14 protein-coding genes are annotated in these 16,913 nt (G+C 70.1%); 8 read left to right on the top strand and 6 right to left on the bottom strand.

Going from position 1 to position 16,913, the window contains the following annotated elements:
• A complete protein-coding gene (locus ASE35_RS00530) occupies nt 1-1,593 on the top strand; it encodes a DNA-3-methyladenine glycosylase 2 (RefSeq protein ID WP_057162654.1) in 1,593 nt (530 codons plus the stop codon).
• A gap of 61 nt (nt 1,594-1,654) precedes the next feature.
• On the top strand, nt 1,655-2,182 hold the full coding sequence (locus tag ASE35_RS00525) for a methylated-DNA--[protein]-cysteine S-methyltransferase (protein ID WP_057161534.1): 528 nt from the start codon (nt 1,655-1,657) through the stop codon (nt 2,180-2,182).
• A 220-nt stretch (nt 2,183-2,402) separates the two neighbouring features.
• Here the strand turns inward: ASE35_RS00525 and ASE35_RS00520 are convergent, their stop codons facing one another.
• Complete coding sequence (locus ASE35_RS00520; RefSeq protein ID WP_057162653.1) at nt 2,403-3,755, bottom strand: formimidoylglutamate deiminase; 1,353 nt, start codon at nt 3,753-3,755, stop codon at nt 2,403-2,405.
• Nucleotides 3,756-3,868: 113 nt separating this feature from the next.
• Here ASE35_RS00520 and hutI point away from each other — a divergent pair, with 113 nt between their 5' ends.
• Together hutI and ASE35_RS00510 are read left to right on the top strand one after the other, a co-directional pair.
• Nucleotides 3,869-5,152, top strand: coding sequence for an imidazolonepropionase (hutI, locus tag ASE35_RS00515; protein WP_057162652.1), 1,284 nt, complete (start codon nt 3,869-3,871; stop codon nt 5,150-5,152).
• A 33-nt stretch (nt 5,153-5,185) separates the two neighbouring features.
• A complete protein-coding gene (locus tag ASE35_RS00510; protein ID WP_057162651.1) occupies nt 5,186-6,394 on the top strand; it encodes a dipeptidase in 1,209 nt (402 codons plus the stop codon).
• A gap of 760 nt (nt 6,395-7,154) precedes the next feature.
• On the opposite strand, the gene ASE35_RS00505 is transcribed toward ASE35_RS00510, so the two are convergent.
• Together ASE35_RS00505 and ASE35_RS00500 are read right to left on the bottom strand one after the other, a co-directional pair.
• The gene (locus ASE35_RS00505; RefSeq protein ID WP_056172544.1) at nt 7,155-7,346 is read right to left on the bottom strand and encodes a 30S ribosomal protein THX; all 192 of its coding nucleotides are present in this window, start codon (nt 7,344-7,346) and stop codon (nt 7,155-7,157) included.
• A gap of 140 nt (nt 7,347-7,486) precedes the next feature.
• Complete coding sequence (locus tag ASE35_RS00500; protein ID WP_056176324.1) at nt 7,487-7,897, bottom strand: MerC domain-containing protein; 411 nt, start codon at nt 7,895-7,897, stop codon at nt 7,487-7,489.
• A 105-nt stretch (nt 7,898-8,002) separates the two neighbouring features.
• Between ASE35_RS00500 and ASE35_RS00495 the strand changes: the two genes are divergently transcribed.
• The gene (locus ASE35_RS00495) at nt 8,003-10,024 is read left to right on the top strand and encodes a TonB-dependent receptor (RefSeq protein WP_057162650.1); all 2,022 of its coding nucleotides are present in this window, start codon (nt 8,003-8,005) and stop codon (nt 10,022-10,024) included.
• A 140-nt stretch (nt 10,025-10,164) separates the two neighbouring features.
• Here the strand turns inward: ASE35_RS00495 and ASE35_RS00490 are convergent, their stop codons facing one another.
• Nucleotides 10,165-11,868, bottom strand: coding sequence for a hypothetical protein (locus tag ASE35_RS00490; RefSeq protein ID WP_157489189.1), 1,704 nt, complete (start codon nt 11,866-11,868; stop codon nt 10,165-10,167).
• A gap of 243 nt (nt 11,869-12,111) precedes the next feature.
• Between ASE35_RS00490 and ASE35_RS00485 the strand changes: the two genes are divergently transcribed.
• Both ASE35_RS00485 and ASE35_RS00480 read left to right on the top strand, forming a co-directional pair.
• Nucleotides 12,112-12,621, top strand: coding sequence for a MarR family winged helix-turn-helix transcriptional regulator (locus ASE35_RS00485; RefSeq protein ID WP_235569972.1), 510 nt, complete (start codon nt 12,112-12,114; stop codon nt 12,619-12,621).
• Nucleotides 12,618-13,862: an MFS transporter gene (locus ASE35_RS00480; RefSeq protein ID WP_056172535.1), complete on the top strand. Its 1,245-nt coding sequence runs from the start codon at nt 12,618-12,620 to the stop codon at nt 13,860-13,862. Before ASE35_RS00485 ends, ASE35_RS00480 begins: the two co-directional genes overlap by 4 nt.
• 137 nt (nt 13,863-13,999) lie before the next feature.
• Here the strand turns inward: ASE35_RS00480 and ASE35_RS00475 are convergent, their stop codons facing one another.
• Both ASE35_RS00475 and gltX read right to left on the bottom strand, forming a co-directional pair.
• On the bottom strand, nt 14,000-14,491 hold the full coding sequence (locus tag ASE35_RS00475; RefSeq protein WP_056172532.1) for a transcriptional repressor: 492 nt from the start codon (nt 14,489-14,491) through the stop codon (nt 14,000-14,002).
• 32 nt (nt 14,492-14,523) lie between these two features.
• A complete protein-coding gene (gltX, locus tag ASE35_RS00470) occupies nt 14,524-15,924 on the bottom strand; it encodes a glutamate--tRNA ligase (protein ID WP_057161477.1) in 1,401 nt (466 codons plus the stop codon).
• 173 nt (nt 15,925-16,097) lie between these two features.
• On the opposite strand from gltX, the gene lpxH reads away from it, so the two are divergent.
• Complete coding sequence (gene lpxH / locus ASE35_RS00465) at nt 16,098-16,832, top strand: UDP-2,3-diacylglucosamine diphosphatase (protein ID WP_057162648.1); 735 nt, start codon at nt 16,098-16,100, stop codon at nt 16,830-16,832.
• Nucleotides 16,833-16,913 lie beyond the last annotated feature (81 nt).

Here is a 16,913-nt window from a genome sequence, read left to right as displayed (position 1 = left end):
ATGCCGACCTTCCCCGCCCCCGTCGCCCAGGACAGCCTGCCGCACTGGCGCGTCTGCGAACAGGCGCGTCTGAGCCGCGACCCGCGCTTCGACGGCCTGTTCTTCACCGCCGTCACCAGCACCCGCATCTATTGCCGGCCGGTGTGCCCGGCGCCCGCGGCCAAGCGCGAGAACGTCCTCTATTACGGCAACGCCGCGGCCGCCGAAGCCGCCGGTTTCCGGCCTTGCCTGCGCTGCCGCCCGGAGCTGTCGCCCAGCGACGGCGCCTGGCGCCGCGGCGACGCCGCGGTCGCGCGCGCGCTCAAACTGATCGACCAGGGCCTGCTCGCCGAACACCCGCTGTCGGCGCTGGCCGAACGCGTCGGCCTGGGCGAGCGGCAACTGCGGCGCTTGTTCGTGGAGCGTCTGGGTGCGGCGCCGATCGGCGTGCACGGCACGCGCCGTTTGCTGTTCGCCAAGCAGTTGTTGACCGAGACCGCGCTGCCGATCACCGAAGTCGCGATGGCCGCCGGCTTCGGCAGCCTGCGCCGCTTCAATGCCACGTTTCTCGAGGCCTACCGCATGGCCCCGCGCGATCTGCGCCGGCGCCCGAACGAGAACGCCGGCGCCGGCGACGACGTGCTGACCTTGCGCCTGGGTTACCGCCCGCCCTACGACTTCGCGACCATGCTGGATTTCCTGCGCGGTCGCGCCCTGCCCGGCGTGGAAAGCGTCGACGAGCACAGCTACGCGCGCGTGATCGGCCCGATCGAACGGCCGGGCTGGCTGCGGGTGAGCGCCTGGCCCGGCGGCGAACACGCGCTGAAACTGGAACTGCACGGGCCGGCGCCCTCGCGGTTGTTGGAGATCATCAACCGCCTGCGTCGCATGTTCGATCTGGACGCCGATCCGAACGCGATCGCCGACGCGCTGTCGGTGGACCCGCGCCTGCGCCCATTGTTGAAGAAGCGCCCTGGGCTGCGCCTGCCCAGCGGCTGGGACGGTTTCGAAATAGCGGTGCGCGCGATCCTCGGCCAGCAGGTCAGCGTGGCCGCCGCGCGTACGCTCGCCGCGCGCCTGGCCCAGCGTTTCGGCCAGGCCCTGCCGCATCCGTTCGCGCCGGGGCTGGAGCATCTGTTCCCGACCCCGGACGCGCTGGTCGACGCCGACCTCAGCCAGATCGGCCTCACCCGCGCGCGCGCCGACACCGTGCGCACGGTCGCGCGCGCCCTGCTCGACGGCCGCGTCGACAGCGGCGTGGGTTTCGGCGCCGAGCGTACCCTGGACGATTTCGCCGCGCGCTGGGTCGCGCTGCCCGGCATCGGCCCCTGGACCGCCAACTACATCGCGATGCGCGCGCTAGGCCACCCCGACGCCTTCCCCGCCGACGACCTGGTGCTGCAGAAAGCCGTGCCCGAGGATGGCAGCCGCATGAGCGCGAAGGCGCTGATCGCGCGCGCCGAGGCTTGGCGGCCGTGGCGCGCCTATGCGGTGATCCATCTGTGGCGCGATTCCATGGGCGCGCCCAAGCCGGCCGCCAAGCCGATCGCGCCACGCGCACGCACGCGCAGCCGCGCGCAGGCCGCCGCCGAAGCGAGGAGCGATGCCGAATGATCCCGCAACGCCGCGAGCGCCCGTCGCGCCGCGCCGTCGCCGCAACCGCGAGGCCGCGCGCATGAGCCAGATCCGTCTCAAGGACGGCCCGATCACGTATCGGCACATCGACAGCCCGGTGGGCCCGTTGCTGCTCGCCAGCGGCGACGACGGCCTGCGCCTGATCGAGTTCGAAGCGCCCTGGCACCCGGCCGCGATCGATGCGCGCTGGCAGCCAGGCGACAACGCCGTGCTCAGCGAAACGCAGAAGCAGCTCGACGAATACTTCGCCGGCACGCGGCGCGCGTTCGACTTGCCGTTGGCGCCGCACGGCACCGCGTTCCAGCTGCAATGCTGGCGTACCCTGGCGCTGATTCCCTGGGGCCAGACCTGGAGCTACGGCCAGATGGCGCGGCACCTGGGCCAGGCCAGCGCGATGCGCGCGGTCGGCGCCGCCAACGGCCGCAACCCGCTGCCCATCGTGCTGCCCTGCCACCGCGTGATCGGCGCCGACGGCAGCCTCACCGGCTTCGGTGGCGGCCTGCCGACCAAACGTTTCCTGCTGGAACTGGAAGGCGCGCTCGCCCCGGCGAACGATTTGTTCGGCTAGTCACCGCGCGTCTCCGGCTCCCGCCCCCTGTGGGAGCGGCGTAAGCCGCGATAGCGAGACCGCACTGTCGACGAATGTCGCGCCACGTGACGAACGCCTCCTTGCGGGGGCGTTCTCGCTTGCAGTGCGTTGCGGATCGTCGGTTTCGTCGCGCGTTGCGGTTGCGCGATCGCGGCTCACGCCGCTCCCACAGCAAGCGGGTTGCGGGCGCCGGTCGCGATCAGGCGGTTTCCAACAACACCCGCATCGCGCGCCGGTACGCGGCCGCGACCGCGTCGCGATCTTTGTGGCGCCCATCGGCGACGACGCGGCGGCCGCCGACCCAGGTCTCGCGCACCGCCGGTCGGTTGCCGGCGAACAGCCAGCGGTCCAGCGCATCCTCGTCCTGCGCACCGGCGAAGATCGGCGCCTGCGCATCCAGCACCAGCGCATCGGCGTACTCGCCGACCGCAAGGCTGCCGATCGCGTGCCCGGTCGAATCCGCTGCGCTCGCGGCGACCCCGCGCATCAGGGTTTCGCCGACGCTGGGCACCGCCGCGTCCACGGCGATATTGCGCCGGCGCGTGATCAGGCGCTGGCCGTACTCCAGCCAACGCAGTTCCTCGATCGGCGACACCGAGATATGCGAGTCCGAACCCACGCCCCAGCACCCGCCCGCGTCCAGATAGTCGCGCAAGGGGAACAGGCCGTCGCCTAGATTGCCCTCGGTGGTGGTGCAGATCGCCACCGTCGCGCCGCTGCGCGCGATCGCCTGCGTCTCGTCCTCGTCCAGGTGGGTGGCGTGGACCAGGGTCCAGCGCTCGTCGACCGGGGCGTGATCGAACAGCCAGCGCACCGGCCGCGCCTTGCGGATAGCCAGGCAGTCCTCGACCTCGGCGACCTGTTCGGCGATGTGGATGTGCACACGGCTGTCGGCCGGCAGCGCGGCCAGCGTCTCGGCCATCGCCTGCGGCGGCACCGCACGCAGGCTATGCAGCGAACAACCCACGCGCAGGCCGTGACCGACGTCGCCACGCAGACGCTGCAGCAGGTCCAGATAGTCCTCGACCTGGTGGCCGAAGCGGCGTTGGCGTTCGCTCAGCGGGCGCTCGTCGAAACCGCCGGTCATGTACAGCACCGGCAGCAGGGTCAGGCGGATGCCGGTGTCGCGCGCGGCCGCGATCAAAGCGCGCGACATCGCGGCCGGATCGTCGTAGCGGCGGCCGTCGGGCGCGTGATGCAGGTAATGGAACTCGCAGACCGTGGTGTAGCCGGCCTCCAGCATCTCGACATAGAGCTGCGAAGCCACCGCATACAAGGTATCGGGCGAGAAGCCGGCGGCGAAGCGGTACATGGTCTCGCGCCAGGTCCAGAAGCTGTCGCGCGGGTCGGTCTGGCGCTCGGCCATGCCGGCCATCGCGCGCTGGAACGCGTGCGAATGCAGGTTGGCGATGCCGGGCACCAGGCGCGCCGCGTCGGCGACCGGCGCAACGCCGTCCACGGCGAGGATGCGGCCGTCGTCGTCCAGGCGCAGCCCGGTGTCGTGGCGCCAACCGGCGGGGGTCCACAGCGTGGTCGCGTCGAGATTTTCCATGCGCCGGATTCTACAGACCCGCCCTACGTGCGCGCTGCGCGCAGCGTGGCGACGCGCCGCAGGTGCCCGATCGCACGCGCTCCGCCAGACACCCGCTCCGTTAGAATCGAGCCATGAACCGCCCCAGCCCCCACGCCGCCTCCGCCGGCGACGCCCTGCCGCCGCAGCACCTGCCCCTGGATGGACTGATCGTCGGCGCCTCGCTGGCCACCTTGGATGCGGACGAAGGCTACGGCGAGATCGCCGACGCCGCCCTGGGCTGGCGCGACGGCATCCTGCGCTACGTCGGCCCACGCGCCGGCCTACCCGGCGACCCGGCCACGCTGGCCGCGCAGGTGATCGTCGCCGACGGCTGGATCACCCCCGGCCTGGTCGACTGCCACACCCACCTGGTGTTCGCCGGCGACCGTGCGCGCGAGTTCGAACTGCGCCTGCAGGGCGCCAGCTACGAGGAGATCGCGCGCAACGGCGGCGGCATCGTGTCCACCGTGCGCGCCACCCGCGCCGCCGACGAGGACGAGCTGCTACGGCAATCGCTGCCGCGCGCGCAGGCGCTGATCGCCGACGGCGCGACCACCCTGGAGATCAAGTCCGGTTACGGCCTGGACTACGAACACGAACGCAAGATGCTGCGCGTCGCGCGCCGCATCGGTGAGGTGCTGGGAGTGAGCGTGCGCACCACCTACCTGGGCGCGCACGCGCTGCCGCCCGAGTTCGCCGGCCGCGCCGACGACTACGTGACCGCGGTGTGCGGCTGGATGCGTCCGCTACACGAGGAAGGCCTGGTCGACGCGGTCGACGCCTTCTGCGAAGGCATCGGCTTCAGCCCAGCCCAGACCCGGCGCGTGTTCGAGACCGCGCGCGCGCTGGGCCTGCGGGTCAAGCTGCACGCCGATCAGCTCAGCGACCTCGGCGGCGCCGCGCTGGCGGCCGAGTTCTCCGGCCTGTCGGCCGACCATGTCGAGTACACCTCGCAAGCCAGCGTGCGCGCGATGGCCGAGCACGGCACGGTCGCGGTGCTGCTGCCGGGCGCGTTCCATGTGCTACGCGAGACCCGACTGCCGCCGCTGGACGCGTTCCGCGAACACGGCGTGGCCATGGCCGTGGCCACCGACTGCAACCCCGGCACCTCGCCGCTGCAGTCGCTGCGCCAGGCCATGCAGCTGGCCTGCACGCATTTCCGCCTGACCCCGTTGGAGGCGCTGCGTGGCGCCACCGTGCATGCCGCGCGCGCGCTGGGCTGCGACGACCGCGGCGCGTTGCGCGTGGGCGCGCGCGCCGACTTCGTGCGCTGGCGCATCGGTCACCCCTCCGAGTTGTGCTATTGGCTGGGCGGCGCGCTCGCGGGCGAGGTCTACGCCGACGGGCGCCGTATCGCCGGCAGTACGACCGAGTAAAGCGTCTCCTTTCCAAAACCTCGAGGTTTCCGCATGCGCTCTCTGCTCGTCGCCGCCTGTACCCTCGCCCTGTTCGCCGGCCACGCCCGCGCCGACGAGGCCCTGAGCCCGGCGCAGAAGCTCGCGCGCGCCGCGACCATCGTCGACACCCATATCGACGCGCCGACCGAACTGCTCAAGCATTGGAACGACCTCGGCCTGGATTCGCCCAAGGTCGAGTTCGACTATCCGCGCGCGCGCCAGGGTGGCCTGGACGTGGCCTTCATGTCGATCTACACCTCGCCCGAGCAGGACAAGGACGGCAGCGCCTGGCAGGTCGCCAGCACCCAGATCGACGCGGTCGAGGCCATGGTCGGGCGGCACCCGGACAAGTTCGCGATCCTGCGTTCGCCGCAGGATTACGCGCGCCTGATCGACGGCGGCCGCGTGCTGCTGGCGCTGGGCATGGAGAACGGCGCGCCGATCGGCGACGACCTGGCGCGCCTGAAGCAGTTCCACGCGCGCGGCGTGCGCTACATCACCCTGGCCCATAGCCACAGCAACCGCATCGCCGACGGCTCCTACAGCCTGGAGCGGCCGTGGAAGGGCGTGAGCCCGTTCGGCCTGCAGGTGATCGCGGAAATGAACCGCCTGGGCATCATGGTCGACGTCTCGCACCTGTCCGACGACGCCACCCGCGCCGCGCTGGCCGCCAGCCGCGCGCCGGTGATCGCCAGCCATTCCGGCCTGCGCCATTTCACCCCCGACTTCGAGCGCAACCTCAGCGACGAACTCGCGCTGGCGATCGCCAAGCAAGGCGGCGTGGTCCAGATCACCTTCGGCAACGCCTTCGTCGACCCCAAGACCGCCGCCGACACCACCGCTTATTTCCGCGCGCGGCCCGAGTTCGACCGCGCCCGCACCGACGCGGTCGCGCGCGGCGAAACGCCGCCCAGCGCCGAGGAATTCGATAAGGAATGGGAGCGCACGCACCCGGCGCAGCAGGTCAAGATCGACGCGGTGCTGGACCAGATCGACTACGCGGTGAAGCTGCTGGGCGCCGACCACGTCGGCATCGGCTCCGACTTCGACGGCGTCAGCGGCGCGTTGCCAGAAGGCCTGCGCAGCGTCGGCGACTACCCGAACTTGATCGCCGGTCTGCAGGCGCGCGGACACAAGGACGAGGACATCCGCAAGATCCTGGGCGAGAACCTGCTGCGGGTGTGGCGCGAAGTCGAGAAGGTCGCGGCGACGGGCAAGTAAGGCCAGTCAGCGCGCTGCGCTCCGATCCCGTAGCTAGCGGCCCTCACCCCAACCCTCTCCCGCCGCGCGGGAGAGGGGGCACATTCGCGACAGTCGACGTAACGCCGGAAGCGACGCTGCATCGCCACCGGTAAAGCGCCAGTCACGCCGTTTGCCGTTTGCCGTTTGCCGTTTGCTGTTGCTGTTGCTGTTGCTGTTGCTGTTGCTGTTGCTGTTGCTGCGGCATTCAAATCCAAAAGCGCCGCATTCACACGACCAACTGTAGACCCGTAGGGCGGCGCGCAGGACGCGCGCCGTTTTTCGAATGGACAGGGATGTCCATTCGAAAAATCCCGGCGAAAGCCCCGAACTCGCAGGGTAGGGTTGGTCAGGCTAGCCCTTCTCTTTGGTCACTTTCTCTTGGGCTAGCAAGAGAAAGTGACCCGCATGCGCAGCAGGCGGAAGCCATTGATCTTCGGTCAGAAAAGACGAAAGCGAAGCAACAGCAAATCCTCCCCGACCCGCCCGGCCAGCAGGCACAGCCCGCTGGCGTTCACCCGTGCACGAACCTACGGTTCGTAAGCCGCACGGCTTCACCCTTTTCCAAAGGAGGGAGCTAAGAGCAAGAGCTTGCTAATGACGAACAAGCGCGAAAGCCCTCCTGCGTAGTCACAAGCGAGCAGAGCCACGAAGGCCCGGCATCCCCATCACCCCATCCCACAGCCACAAAACAAAAAACCCCGCCGAAGCGGGGTTTTCAGCGCAGCGTCGGAACCGACGCTTACTCCTTGGCAGCGGCCTTCTTGGCCACGACCTTCTTGGCTACCGGCGCCTTCGCAGCCGGGGCCTTCGCGGTCTTCTTCGCGGCCGGCGCGGCGGCCGTGCCGGCGGCCTTGGTCACGGCCTTGCGGGCGTTGCCGTAGCTGGAGTTGTAGCGCTTGCCCTTGGCGGTCTTGCGGTCGCCTTTACCCATGGTCGTGCTCCTGAATTATTCGTTAGTGCGGTATGCGGTCGCGCGCCGGACGGGCGCGGTCGACGTAAGGATCCGGCCCACGCGTCGCGCGCGAGGCTGCGAAGCCTAGCACAAGCGGCTTTCGCGGTCCCGGCCGGCCCTCAGTGGGCGCAGCTGGCGTCGTGCACGTGGCCGTGATTGAGCCGCAGATTGGCCAGATGGGCCAGCCCGACCAGGGTACCGCCCAGGGTCATCACGATCGCGTGCGGCACCACCGAATGGTGCAGCGGCGCGTACAGCACGCCCAGCCACAGCACCAGCAGGCCCGGCGCCAGCAACGACAGGGCGCGCACGGCGTGGTGGCGGCGATAGCCCCAGACCACGCTGAACAGACCCAGCAGGGTCGCGAACACCACGAAGGCCAGCTCGAAACTGTCGTCGAACCAGCCGGCCACGCCCAGGGTGGGCAGGACCGCGATCAGCAGCGGCAGCAAGGCGCAATGGACCGCGCACAACAAGGAGCCGAAGGCGCCGAGGCGGTCGAGGAAACTGCGGGGACGTAGGGGAGGCATCAGCAACGCGAGCAAGGGCGGGGTGACTTCTGGGAGGGTGCAAATCGCATTTCGTTACTATATAACATTCCACGTCCTCCCGTCACCTGCCCGGATCATGCCCCCATGCTAGCCCGTCGCCCGCGCCGCAGCCTGCTTGCGATCGCCCTCACCCTCGCCCTGCCGCTCGCCGGCCCCGCCCTCGCCCAGCAAGCGCCCGACCAGGCCTCCGGCAGCGACACCGCCAGCGACAAACGCCACGACCAGCCCACCGACCTGGACTCGGTGGTGGTGACCGCCTCGCCGCTGCGCGCCAGCGCCGAGGATCTGGCCCAACCCGTCGAGGTGCTGTCCGGCGAGAAGCTGGACGAAGCCCGCGGCGCGACCCTGGGCGAAACCATCGGCAAGCTGCCCGGCGTACAGAGCTCCAACTTCGGCGCCGGCGTCGGCCGCCCGATCATCCGCGGCCTCGAAGGCCCGCGCGTGGGCGTGCTGTCCGGCGGCATGGCCACCCAGGACGTGTCGACCGTCAGCCAGGACCACAACGTTAGCGTCGAGCCCTTCCTGGCCGATCAGATCGAAGTCCTGAAAGGCCCGGCCACCCTGCTCTACGGCAGCGGCGCGATCGGCGGCGTGGTCAACGTGGTCGATGGCCGCATCGCCGAAAAACCGCTGGACGAAACCGTGTCCGGTCGCGCCGAGGTGCGCCACGATACGGTCAACGACGGCTTCACCGGTATGGCCCGCGTCGACGCCATGGGCGCCGACGGCGCGCTGGTGCTGCACGCCGACGGCGTGTACCGCAATAACAAGGATTATCAGACCCCGCTGGGCCGGCAGCGCAACAGCTTCGTCGACACCAAGACCGGCGCGCTCGGTGCGTCGCTGGTCGGCGACCTGGGCTTCCTCGGCTTCTCGGCCTCGCGCTACGAGGACAGCTACGGCAACCCGGGCGAGCCCGGCGACATCGCCGCGGGCGAAGCCGGCGTGCACCTGGAAATGAAGCAGAGCCGCTTCGAGAGCAAGGCCGGCATCAACCAGGAATTCGGCATCTTCAGCGGCCTGCGCGCCAGCGTCGCCCACACCGATTACGAGCACGTCGAATTCGAGGGCGAGGAAGTCGGCACCCGCTTCACCAACGAAGCCACCGAAGGCCGGCTGGAGCTGACCCACAAGCCGTTCGGCGGCTGGATCGGCGCGTTCGGCCTGCAGGGCTACGACCGCACCTTCGAGGCGATCGGCGAGGAGGCCTTCGTACCGCGCACCCGCACCAAGGGTTACGGCGCGTTCGTGACCGAGCAGAACGAATGGGATGCGCTGCAGGTCGAATTGGGCGCGCGCGTCGACCGCATCGAGAGCAATCCGGCCACCGGCTTCGATCGCTCGTTCACCCCGCTCAGCCTGTCGGCCGGCGCGATCTGGAAGTTCAACGAGGCCTGGCGCCTGAGCCTCAATCTGGACCGCGCCGAACGCGCGCCGGCCGAAGAGGAACTGTTCGCCGACGGCCCGCACGTGGCCACCGCTTCGTTCGAGATCGGCGACGCCGATCTGCGCAAGGAGCGCGCCAACCAGTTCGAACTCGGCCTGCATTACCACGGCGCGCGTTTCGAGGCCAAGCTCTCGGCCTACCAGACCAACTTCGACGGCTTCATCTACCTCAGCGACACCGGCCTGATCGAGGACGATCTGCCGGTGCGCCAGTGGAGCCAGGCCGATGCGCGCTTCCGCGGCTTCGAGGCCGAGGCGATCGCGCACGTGTTCGACGGCGACGCCGGCAAGTTCGACGTGCGCGTGTTCGGCGATCGCGTGCGCGCGACCCTGGACGAAGGCGGCAACCTGCCGCGCATCGCGCCGGCGCGTTTCGGCGGCGAGCTGCGCTGGAACGCGTCCTCGTGGCGCGCCTCGCTGGGCGCCACGCGCTACATGAAGCAGGACGACGTGGCCGTGGGCGAAACCCCGACCGACGGCTACACCCTGGTCGACGCCCACCTCGCCTACCACTGGGACACCGATCAACTGGGCTGGGAGCTGTTCCTGGACGGCACCAACCTGACCGATCAGGAAGCGCGCGTGCACACCTCCTTCCTCAAGGACACGGTGGTGTTGCCGGGCCGCGGCGTGGCCTTCGGCGTGCGCATGTTCTTCTGATCGCGAGTTCGCGTTGGCGATCGCCGCACGGATCGACGCGCGGCATCGCGGCCCGCGCATGAACTCGGACGTTTAGGCAGCGTGCCCGCCGCGTCGCCGTCCCGCTCCGCGGACGGCGACGCTGGCGGACACGTACGTCCTTAGCGCGAGGTCTTCCCGGCCTTGGCCGCGGGCTTCGCGGATTTGGCCTGCTTGAGCGCCTTGCCGGGCTTGGCGCCGGAGCGCGTGGGCCGCGACACCGGCTTGCCGGCCTTCACCGACTGAGCGCGCAGCGACTGCAGCTGCGCCGCGCTGGCTTCCAATGCCTTGCCCACGTACTCGACGATAACGCCCTCCGCCGCCTGCAGGCTCTCGGCGATGGCGTCGATCGCCAGGCCGTCGTGATCGCGCATGAGCGATGCCAGCTTCTGCTCGTCCTCGGGCAGCTTCGCGGCCAACAGATTGACCAGAGTGCCCGCCACCGCCCGACGCAGGTCCTGCAAGGGCAGCAGCGAGGGTGCGCCGCCCTCCTTGGCCTCGCCGCGCACGCGCGCACTGTCGAGCAATTCGGCCAGGCCCGAACCGCGACCGGCGGTGGCCAACATGCCGTCCACAAGGTCCGCCAACGCGCCCGGGCCCATACGCGCCAGCAACACTTCCTCCACCACCCGGCCCAGCTTCAACAGCGGATCCCAGGGACAGGGATGCGGCAGCGGCAGGCGCAGCTCGGCGATCTCGTAGTCGTAGCGGATCGCCGCGGCGGTCAGGAACGGCCAGCAGTAACGGCGGCCGATCGGCGCCAACCAACGCACGGTGTTGAGGTAGTAGCTGCGGATCTTCTGGTATTCCGGCGTCGGCATGCCGCCGGCGTATAGCCCGGTCCGCGGCAGCCCGGTGGTCGGGTCGTTGCCCGCGCCGGAACCGTTGAGGTTGATGTTCACGAAGTGGTGCCAGGTCGCGTCGCACACGATGCGGCCGGCGCCGGCGGGGTCGCCGTCGTAGGCCGAGATCGCGCCGAAGCTGCGCGGGTAGACCGGCGGCTTGGTGCCGCTGGAGGTCGGCGCGCCGCTGACGATGAAGCGCCCGGCCGACATCGAGACCGCCACCACCACCGGCGCGATCCGCGCGCCACCGCCGCTGGGCGCGGGCCATTCCTCGATGCCCGCGAAGTTGCCGGCGACCGGCGTCGGCGCCAGGCAGCGGCTTTCGTGCGGATGGTCGGGCAGATAGTCCACCGCGCCGGAACTGTGGCGCAGCACCGGATGCACCGCCCAGGTCGAGGCCACGAAGGGATCGCCGCCGTTGGAGAAGAACACCGGGAACATGCGCTGCGGAATCGCGTCGGCCTGATCGTTGAACTGCTTGATGCCGTCGGCGCCCGGTTCCAGCACGGTGTCGTGGCGGTCCACGGTCGCCATCGGAATGCTGGCCCAATCGCGCATCGAGCGGATCCGCGGCAGGTTGGCGCCCATGCCCGCGCCGATGGTGTCGTGGTCGCCGGTGGCGAACATGCCGCCGCCGTCGCGCATGAACTGGGCGATACGCTGCTGCTCGGCGGGCTGCAAGGCCGAGGTGCTGAAGGCGAACAGCCAGATCTGGTCGTAGTTGGCGACGGTCACCGCGGTGGCGGCGGTCGCGAAGTCGTAGCTGCCGGCGATGCTGAGGCCGGGGCCGGAGCCGGAGCGATGCGCGGTGGTCACGGTGTGGCCGGCGTTGCGCACCACCTGCACGAACTCGGACAACCCGAAACCGGCGGTGCCGAAGTCGAGCGAGCTGTCGGCGACCATCAGGATGCGTTGCGGACAGGGGAACTTGTAGAGGATATCGATGTACGGATTGCCGTGGATGAAGATATCGCCGGGCATGAACTGCTCCTTGTCGTGTCGACTGTAAGCGCGCTGTGCGCGTCGCCGGTGCAGCGGCCTCATGGCCGCATAACTCCCTGTGCGAAGGTGAACGCAACGCGCGTTGCGGATCGGCCAAGCCATGCCGATGCGCGCGGGCGCCCCACTCGCTGACCTCCCGGGCCCGCGCACCGCGTTTGGCGTCCATCCAGCGGCAGACGCTTGCGTCGACGCCCGAAATATGGGTATATGCACGTTAATCACATGCATATGCACTCAATGCCGGCCTCCCCCGCTTCGAAAGTCCGCAGCAAGCCCGCCGCCGGCGATGATCCGCGCGCGCGCGACAGCGCGATGTCGCCCTGCACCTGCTTCCGCGTGCGCAAGCTGACCCGGCTGATGAGCCAGCGCTACGACCAGGCGCTGGCGCCGGCCGCGCTCAACCTCAATCAGTATTCGATCTTGCGCCGCGTCGGTGGCGAGCCGCGCAGCATCGGCGAGTTCGCGCGCGAGCTCGGCATGGACCGCAGCACGCTCAGCCGCGATCTCAAGCCGCTGCTCGCCGCCGGCTGGCTCGCCAGCGTGGCCGGTGAGGATGCGCGCCAGCGCCGGGTCCAGGTCACCGCCGCCGGCAAGCGCGCGATCGCACGCGCGATCCCGCTGTGGCAGGCCGCGCAGGACGCCATCGAACGCGAACTCGGTCGCGAAGCCCTGCTCGCGCTGCATGCGCACCTCGATCTTGCGATCGCCCAACTGCAAGGACCCCGCGTATGAGCGCCGATGCCGCCGTTCCGTCCGCCGCCGCGCCTACGATCCGCTATTGGCCGCTGGTGCTGGCCGCCACCGCGATGCTGATGATCACCATGGGCGTGCGCCAGTCGCTGGGCCTGTTCGTGAAGCCGCTCGGCGCCAGCACCGGCCTGGGCATCGCCCAGATCAGCTTCGCGCTGGCGATCGGCCAATTCGTGTGGGGCGCGGTGCAGCCGGTGTTCGGCGCCATCGCCGATCAGCGCGGCCCCGGCCGGGTGCTGGTGTTCGGCAGCGTGCTGCTGGTCGCGGGCATGGCGCTGACGCCGATGTTCGCGTCCGAATGGGGTCTGCTGCTGACCCTGGGCGTGTTGGCCGCGGCCGGCGCGGGCGCGGGCAGTTTTTCGATCCTGATCGGCGCGACCGCGGCTCGGGTGCCGGCGCAGAACCGTTCCATGGCCGCGGGCGTGATCAACGCCGGCGGCTCGTTCGGGCAGTTCCTGTTCGCGCCGTTCGCGCAGGCGGTGATCAGCGCCGCGGGCTGGGCCGCGGGCATGTGGGCATTGGCGGTGGCGGCCCTGGCGACGCTGCCCCTGGCCTGGCCGCTGCGCCGGCGCGCAGCGCCCGCCAGCGCCGCGGCCGCGACGGCCGCACCCGGCATCGGCCTGCGCGAGCAGGTGCGCATCGCGCTACGCGACCGCAGTTACTGGTGCCTGCACATCGGCTTCTTCACCTGCGGCTTCCACATCGCCTTCCTGGTCACCCACCTGCCCGGCGAGATCGCGCTGTGCGGCTTGCCCGACAGCGTATCGGCGGTGGCCCTGGCCCTGATCGGCCTGTTCAACGTCGCCGGCAGCCTGGCCGCGGGTGCGCTGGGCCAGCGCTATCGCATGAAGTACCTGCTGGCGGCGATGTACGCGAGCCGCGCGGCGATGATCGGCCTCTACCTGGTGTCGCCGCCCACGCCGACCACCTTCTTCATCTTCGCCGCGGGCCTGGGCCTGACCTGGCTGGCCACGGTGCCGCCGACCGCGGGCCTGGTCGGCAAACTGTTCGGGCCGCGCTACCTGGGCACCTTGTTCGGCCTGACCCTGCTGTCGCACCAGATCGGCGGTTTCTTCGGCGCCTGGTTCGGCGGTTTGGCGATGGCGAAGTTCGGCGACTACACCTGGATGTGGTACGCCGACATCGTGCTGGCCCTGCTGGCCGCCGCCGCGAACCTGCCGATCCGCGAGGCGCGCGTGCAGCGCGCGCTGGCGACGGCCTGAGTCGTCGCGGTTCTAACTTGCCCCTGGGGGACGTGCGCTTTCTGTGGGAGCGGCGTAAGCCGCGATTAGCGCCACCGTACCGGGTAAGGCCATCGCGGCTTACGCCGCTCCCACAGGACAGGAGGCGAATTACGCGCTCAAGCCGCCTGCTTGGCCACGCAGTCCGCGCACATGCCATGCACTTCCAGGGTCTGCGCCTGCGGCGCGAAGCCCAGCGCGCGGGCGCGCGCTTCCAGCAGATCGACGATGCGCTCGTCTTCCAGCTCGGTCGCCGACTGGCAGCTGTCGCAGATCAGGAACGGCACCGCGTGCTGGGCGCCGCCCGGGTGATGGCAGCCCACGAAGGCGTTGATCGAGGCCAGCTTGTGGATGAAGCCGTGCTCGAGCAGGAAGTCCAGCGCGCGATACACCGTCGGCGGCGCGGCCGCGTCGTGGGTGGCCTTCATGCGATCGAGAAGATCGTAGGCCTTCATCGGCTTGCCGGCGTCGGCGATCAGGCGCAGGGCGTGGGCGCGGATCGGCGTGAGCCGCAGCCCGCGCTGCTCGCAGGCCCGCTCCACCTCGTGCACGAAGGCGTCGCCGTCGTGGACGTGGTGCTTGGGGTCGGTGCAGGCGGTGTGGCTGCTCATGGCGGGCTCCGGTGGCGCGGCGCTGACGCGTCCTAGGCTGGGATCTTAATGAGGGCGGCGTCGATGCGCTGCAAGGCCTGGGCCTGACCGGCCAGATAGACCGTGTGCGAGATGTCCGGGCTGACCTGGGTGCCGGTGATGGCCACACGCAGCGGCTGGGCGACCTTGCCCATGCCGATGCCCAGGGCCTCGGCGGCGGCATGCAGGGCCGCGGCCACGGCCTCGGCGGTCCAGGCCTCCAGCGCGGCCAGGCGCGTGCGCGCCTCGGCCAACGGGGCCTGGGCGGCGGCGTTGAGATGCTTGGCGACCGCGGCCTCGTCGTACTGCTGCAGCGGGCGATACCAGACTCCGGCGCGCTCGGCCATGTCCTTGAGGGTCTGCACGCGGTCGCGCAGCGCGATCACCACGTCGGCCGGCGCCGGGCCGGCGGCGAGGTCGTAACCGTTGTTCAGCAGATGCCACTCCAGGTGCTTGCCGACCTCGACCGGATCGTCGTTCTTGAGGTATTGCTGGTTCAGCCAGCCCAGCTTGGCCGAATCCAGGCGCGAGGCCTTGGAGTTCACGTCCTCGAGCTTGAACAGGCGGGTCATCTCCTCGATCGAGAAGATTTCCTGATCGCCGTGCGACCAGCCCAGGCGCACCAGGTAGTTCAGCAGCGCGTGCGGCAGATAGCCCTCGTCGCGGTACTGCATCACGTCGGCCGCGCCGGTGCGCTTGGACAGCTTGTTGCCATCCTCGTCCAGGATCATCGGCAGGTGCGAGAAATGCGGCACCGGCGCGCCCAGCGCGCGGTAGATGTTGATCTGGCGCGGGGTGTTGTTGACGTGGTCGTCGCCGCGCACGACATCGGTGATGCCCATGTCCAGGTCGTCGACCACGACCGCGAAGTTGTAGGTCGGGTAGCCGTCGGCGCGGAAGATCACCAGATCGTCGAGCTCGCTGTTGGCGATCTCGATGGTGCCCTTGACCTTGTCGTCGAACGCGACGGTGCCATCGAGCGGATTCTTGAAGCGGATCACCCGGTTCGGATCGTCGCGGTAGGGCGCGTTGCGGTCGCGGTAGGCGCCGTTGTAGCGCGGCTTCTCCTTGGCCGCCATCGCGGCGTCGCGCGCGGCCGCGAGCTCTTCGCGGGTCTCGTAGGCGTAATAGGCGGTGCCGGCCGCGACCATCTGCTCGGCGACCTCGCGATAACGCGCCAGGCGCTGGGTCTGGTAGATCGGGCCCTCGTCGTAGCCCAGGCCCAGCCAGTCCATCGCCTCCAGGATCGCGTCGATCGCGGCCTGGGTGCTGCGCTCCTGGTCGGTGTCCTCGATGCGCAGGATGAACTGGCCGCCCGCGCGGCGCGCTTCCAGCCAGCAGTACAGCGCGGTGCGCGCGCCGCCGATGTGCAGGTAGCCGGTGGGACTGGGAGCGAAGCGGGTGCGGCAGGTCATGCGGGGCTCGGATGGATCGGGGAATCGGGCATTTTAACGGAGTGGCCGTGGCGCTGCCGGCCGCGCCGCCAGCGCAGCGCCTCGAGGCGCGAACCGGCACGAATCCGGGCCTGGGCCGCCCGCGCGCGCCGCGCCCGGCCTGCCGCTCGGCGCCGGTGCCCTAAACTAGGCCGATGACGACCCTTTTCATTTCCGACCTGCACCTGGACGCGGAACGCCCGCAGACCACCGCCCTGTTCGGCCAATTCCTGCGCTCGGAGGCCCGCGGCGCCGACGCCCTGTACATCCTGGGCGACCTGTTCGAAGCCTGGGTCGGCGACGACGACCCCTCCGAGACCGGCGCCTACGTGGCCGCCGAGCTGCGTGCGCTGGCCGACAGCGGCGTGCCGGTGTCGTTCATCCGCGGCAATCGCGATTTCCTGCTCGGCGATGACTATGCGCGCCGCGCCGGCATGCGCATCCTGCCCGACCCGGCGGTGGTGGTGCTGTACGGCCAGCCGACCCTGATCCAGCACGGCGACCTGCTGTGCACCGACGATGTCGCCTATCAGCAGTTCCGCGCCCAGACCCGCGACCCGGCCTGGCAGGCGCAGTTCCTGGCCCAGCCGTTGGCCGCGCGATTGGCGTTCGCGCAGCAAGCGCGCGCGGCCAGCAAGGCCCACCAGTCCGGCCTGCGCGACGCCGGCACCATGGAAACCATCACCGACGTCTCGCCGGCCACCGTCGGCAGCGTGTTCGCGCGCTACGGCCTGATCCGCATGATCCACGGCCACACCCACCGCCCCGCCGTGCACGAGCTGGACGTGGCGGGCAGCGCGCGCCAGCGCGTGGTGCTGGGCGACTGGTACGACCAGGGCTCGGTGCTGCGGGTGAACCGCGATGGTCTGCAACTGCAGGCGCTGAGCTGAACTTCGCGGCGTCGCTCCGGGCGACGTAGGGTGCGGTGGCAACCGCACCATCGCGGGCGCCCGATCGGCGCTAAGGTGCGG

The sequence above is a fragment of the Lysobacter sp. Root916 genome, assembly GCF_001429785.1.
In the GTDB taxonomy this organism is placed as follows: domain Bacteria; phylum Pseudomonadota; class Gammaproteobacteria; order Xanthomonadales; family Xanthomonadaceae; genus Lysobacter.
Note: the sequence above shows the minus strand (reverse complement) of the source record. Positions and strands in the feature narration are given on the sequence as shown.

Excerpts from the sequence above, each read along its gene's own strand:
- ASE35_RS00530 (WP_057162654.1), top strand. The coding sequence starts at position 1 with ATGCCGACCTTCCCCGCCCCCGTCGCCCAGGACAGCCTGCCGCACTGG.
- ASE35_RS00525 (WP_057161534.1), top strand. The coding sequence starts at position 1,655 with ATGAGCCAGATCCGTCTCAAGGACGGCCCGATCACGTATCGGCACATC.
- ASE35_RS00520 (WP_057162653.1), bottom strand. The coding sequence starts at position 3,755 with ATGGAAAATCTCGACGCGACCACGCTGTGGACCCCCGCCGGTTGGCGC.
- hutI (WP_057162652.1), top strand. The coding sequence starts at position 3,869 with ATGAACCGCCCCAGCCCCCACGCCGCCTCCGCCGGCGACGCCCTGCCG.
- ASE35_RS00510 (WP_057162651.1), top strand. The coding sequence starts at position 5,186 with ATGCGCTCTCTGCTCGTCGCCGCCTGTACCCTCGCCCTGTTCGCCGGC.
- ASE35_RS00505 (WP_056172544.1), bottom strand. The coding sequence starts at position 7,346 with ATGGGTAAAGGCGACCGCAAGACCGCCAAGGGCAAGCGCTACAACTCC.
- ASE35_RS00500 (WP_056176324.1), bottom strand. The coding sequence starts at position 7,897 with ATGCCTCCCCTACGTCCCCGCAGTTTCCTCGACCGCCTCGGCGCCTTC.
- ASE35_RS00495 (WP_057162650.1), top strand. The coding sequence starts at position 8,003 with ATGCTAGCCCGTCGCCCGCGCCGCAGCCTGCTTGCGATCGCCCTCACC.
- ASE35_RS00490 (WP_157489189.1), bottom strand. The coding sequence starts at position 11,868 with ATGCCCGGCGATATCTTCATCCACGGCAATCCGTACATCGATATCCTC.
- ASE35_RS00485 (WP_235569972.1), top strand. The coding sequence starts at position 12,112 with ATGCATATGCACTCAATGCCGGCCTCCCCCGCTTCGAAAGTCCGCAGC.
- ASE35_RS00480 (WP_056172535.1), top strand. The coding sequence starts at position 12,618 with ATGAGCGCCGATGCCGCCGTTCCGTCCGCCGCCGCGCCTACGATCCGC.
- ASE35_RS00475 (WP_056172532.1), bottom strand. The coding sequence starts at position 14,491 with ATGAGCAGCCACACCGCCTGCACCGACCCCAAGCACCACGTCCACGAC.
- gltX (WP_057161477.1), bottom strand. The coding sequence starts at position 15,924 with ATGACCTGCCGCACCCGCTTCGCTCCCAGTCCCACCGGCTACCTGCAC.
- lpxH (WP_057162648.1), top strand. The coding sequence starts at position 16,098 with ATGACGACCCTTTTCATTTCCGACCTGCACCTGGACGCGGAACGCCCG.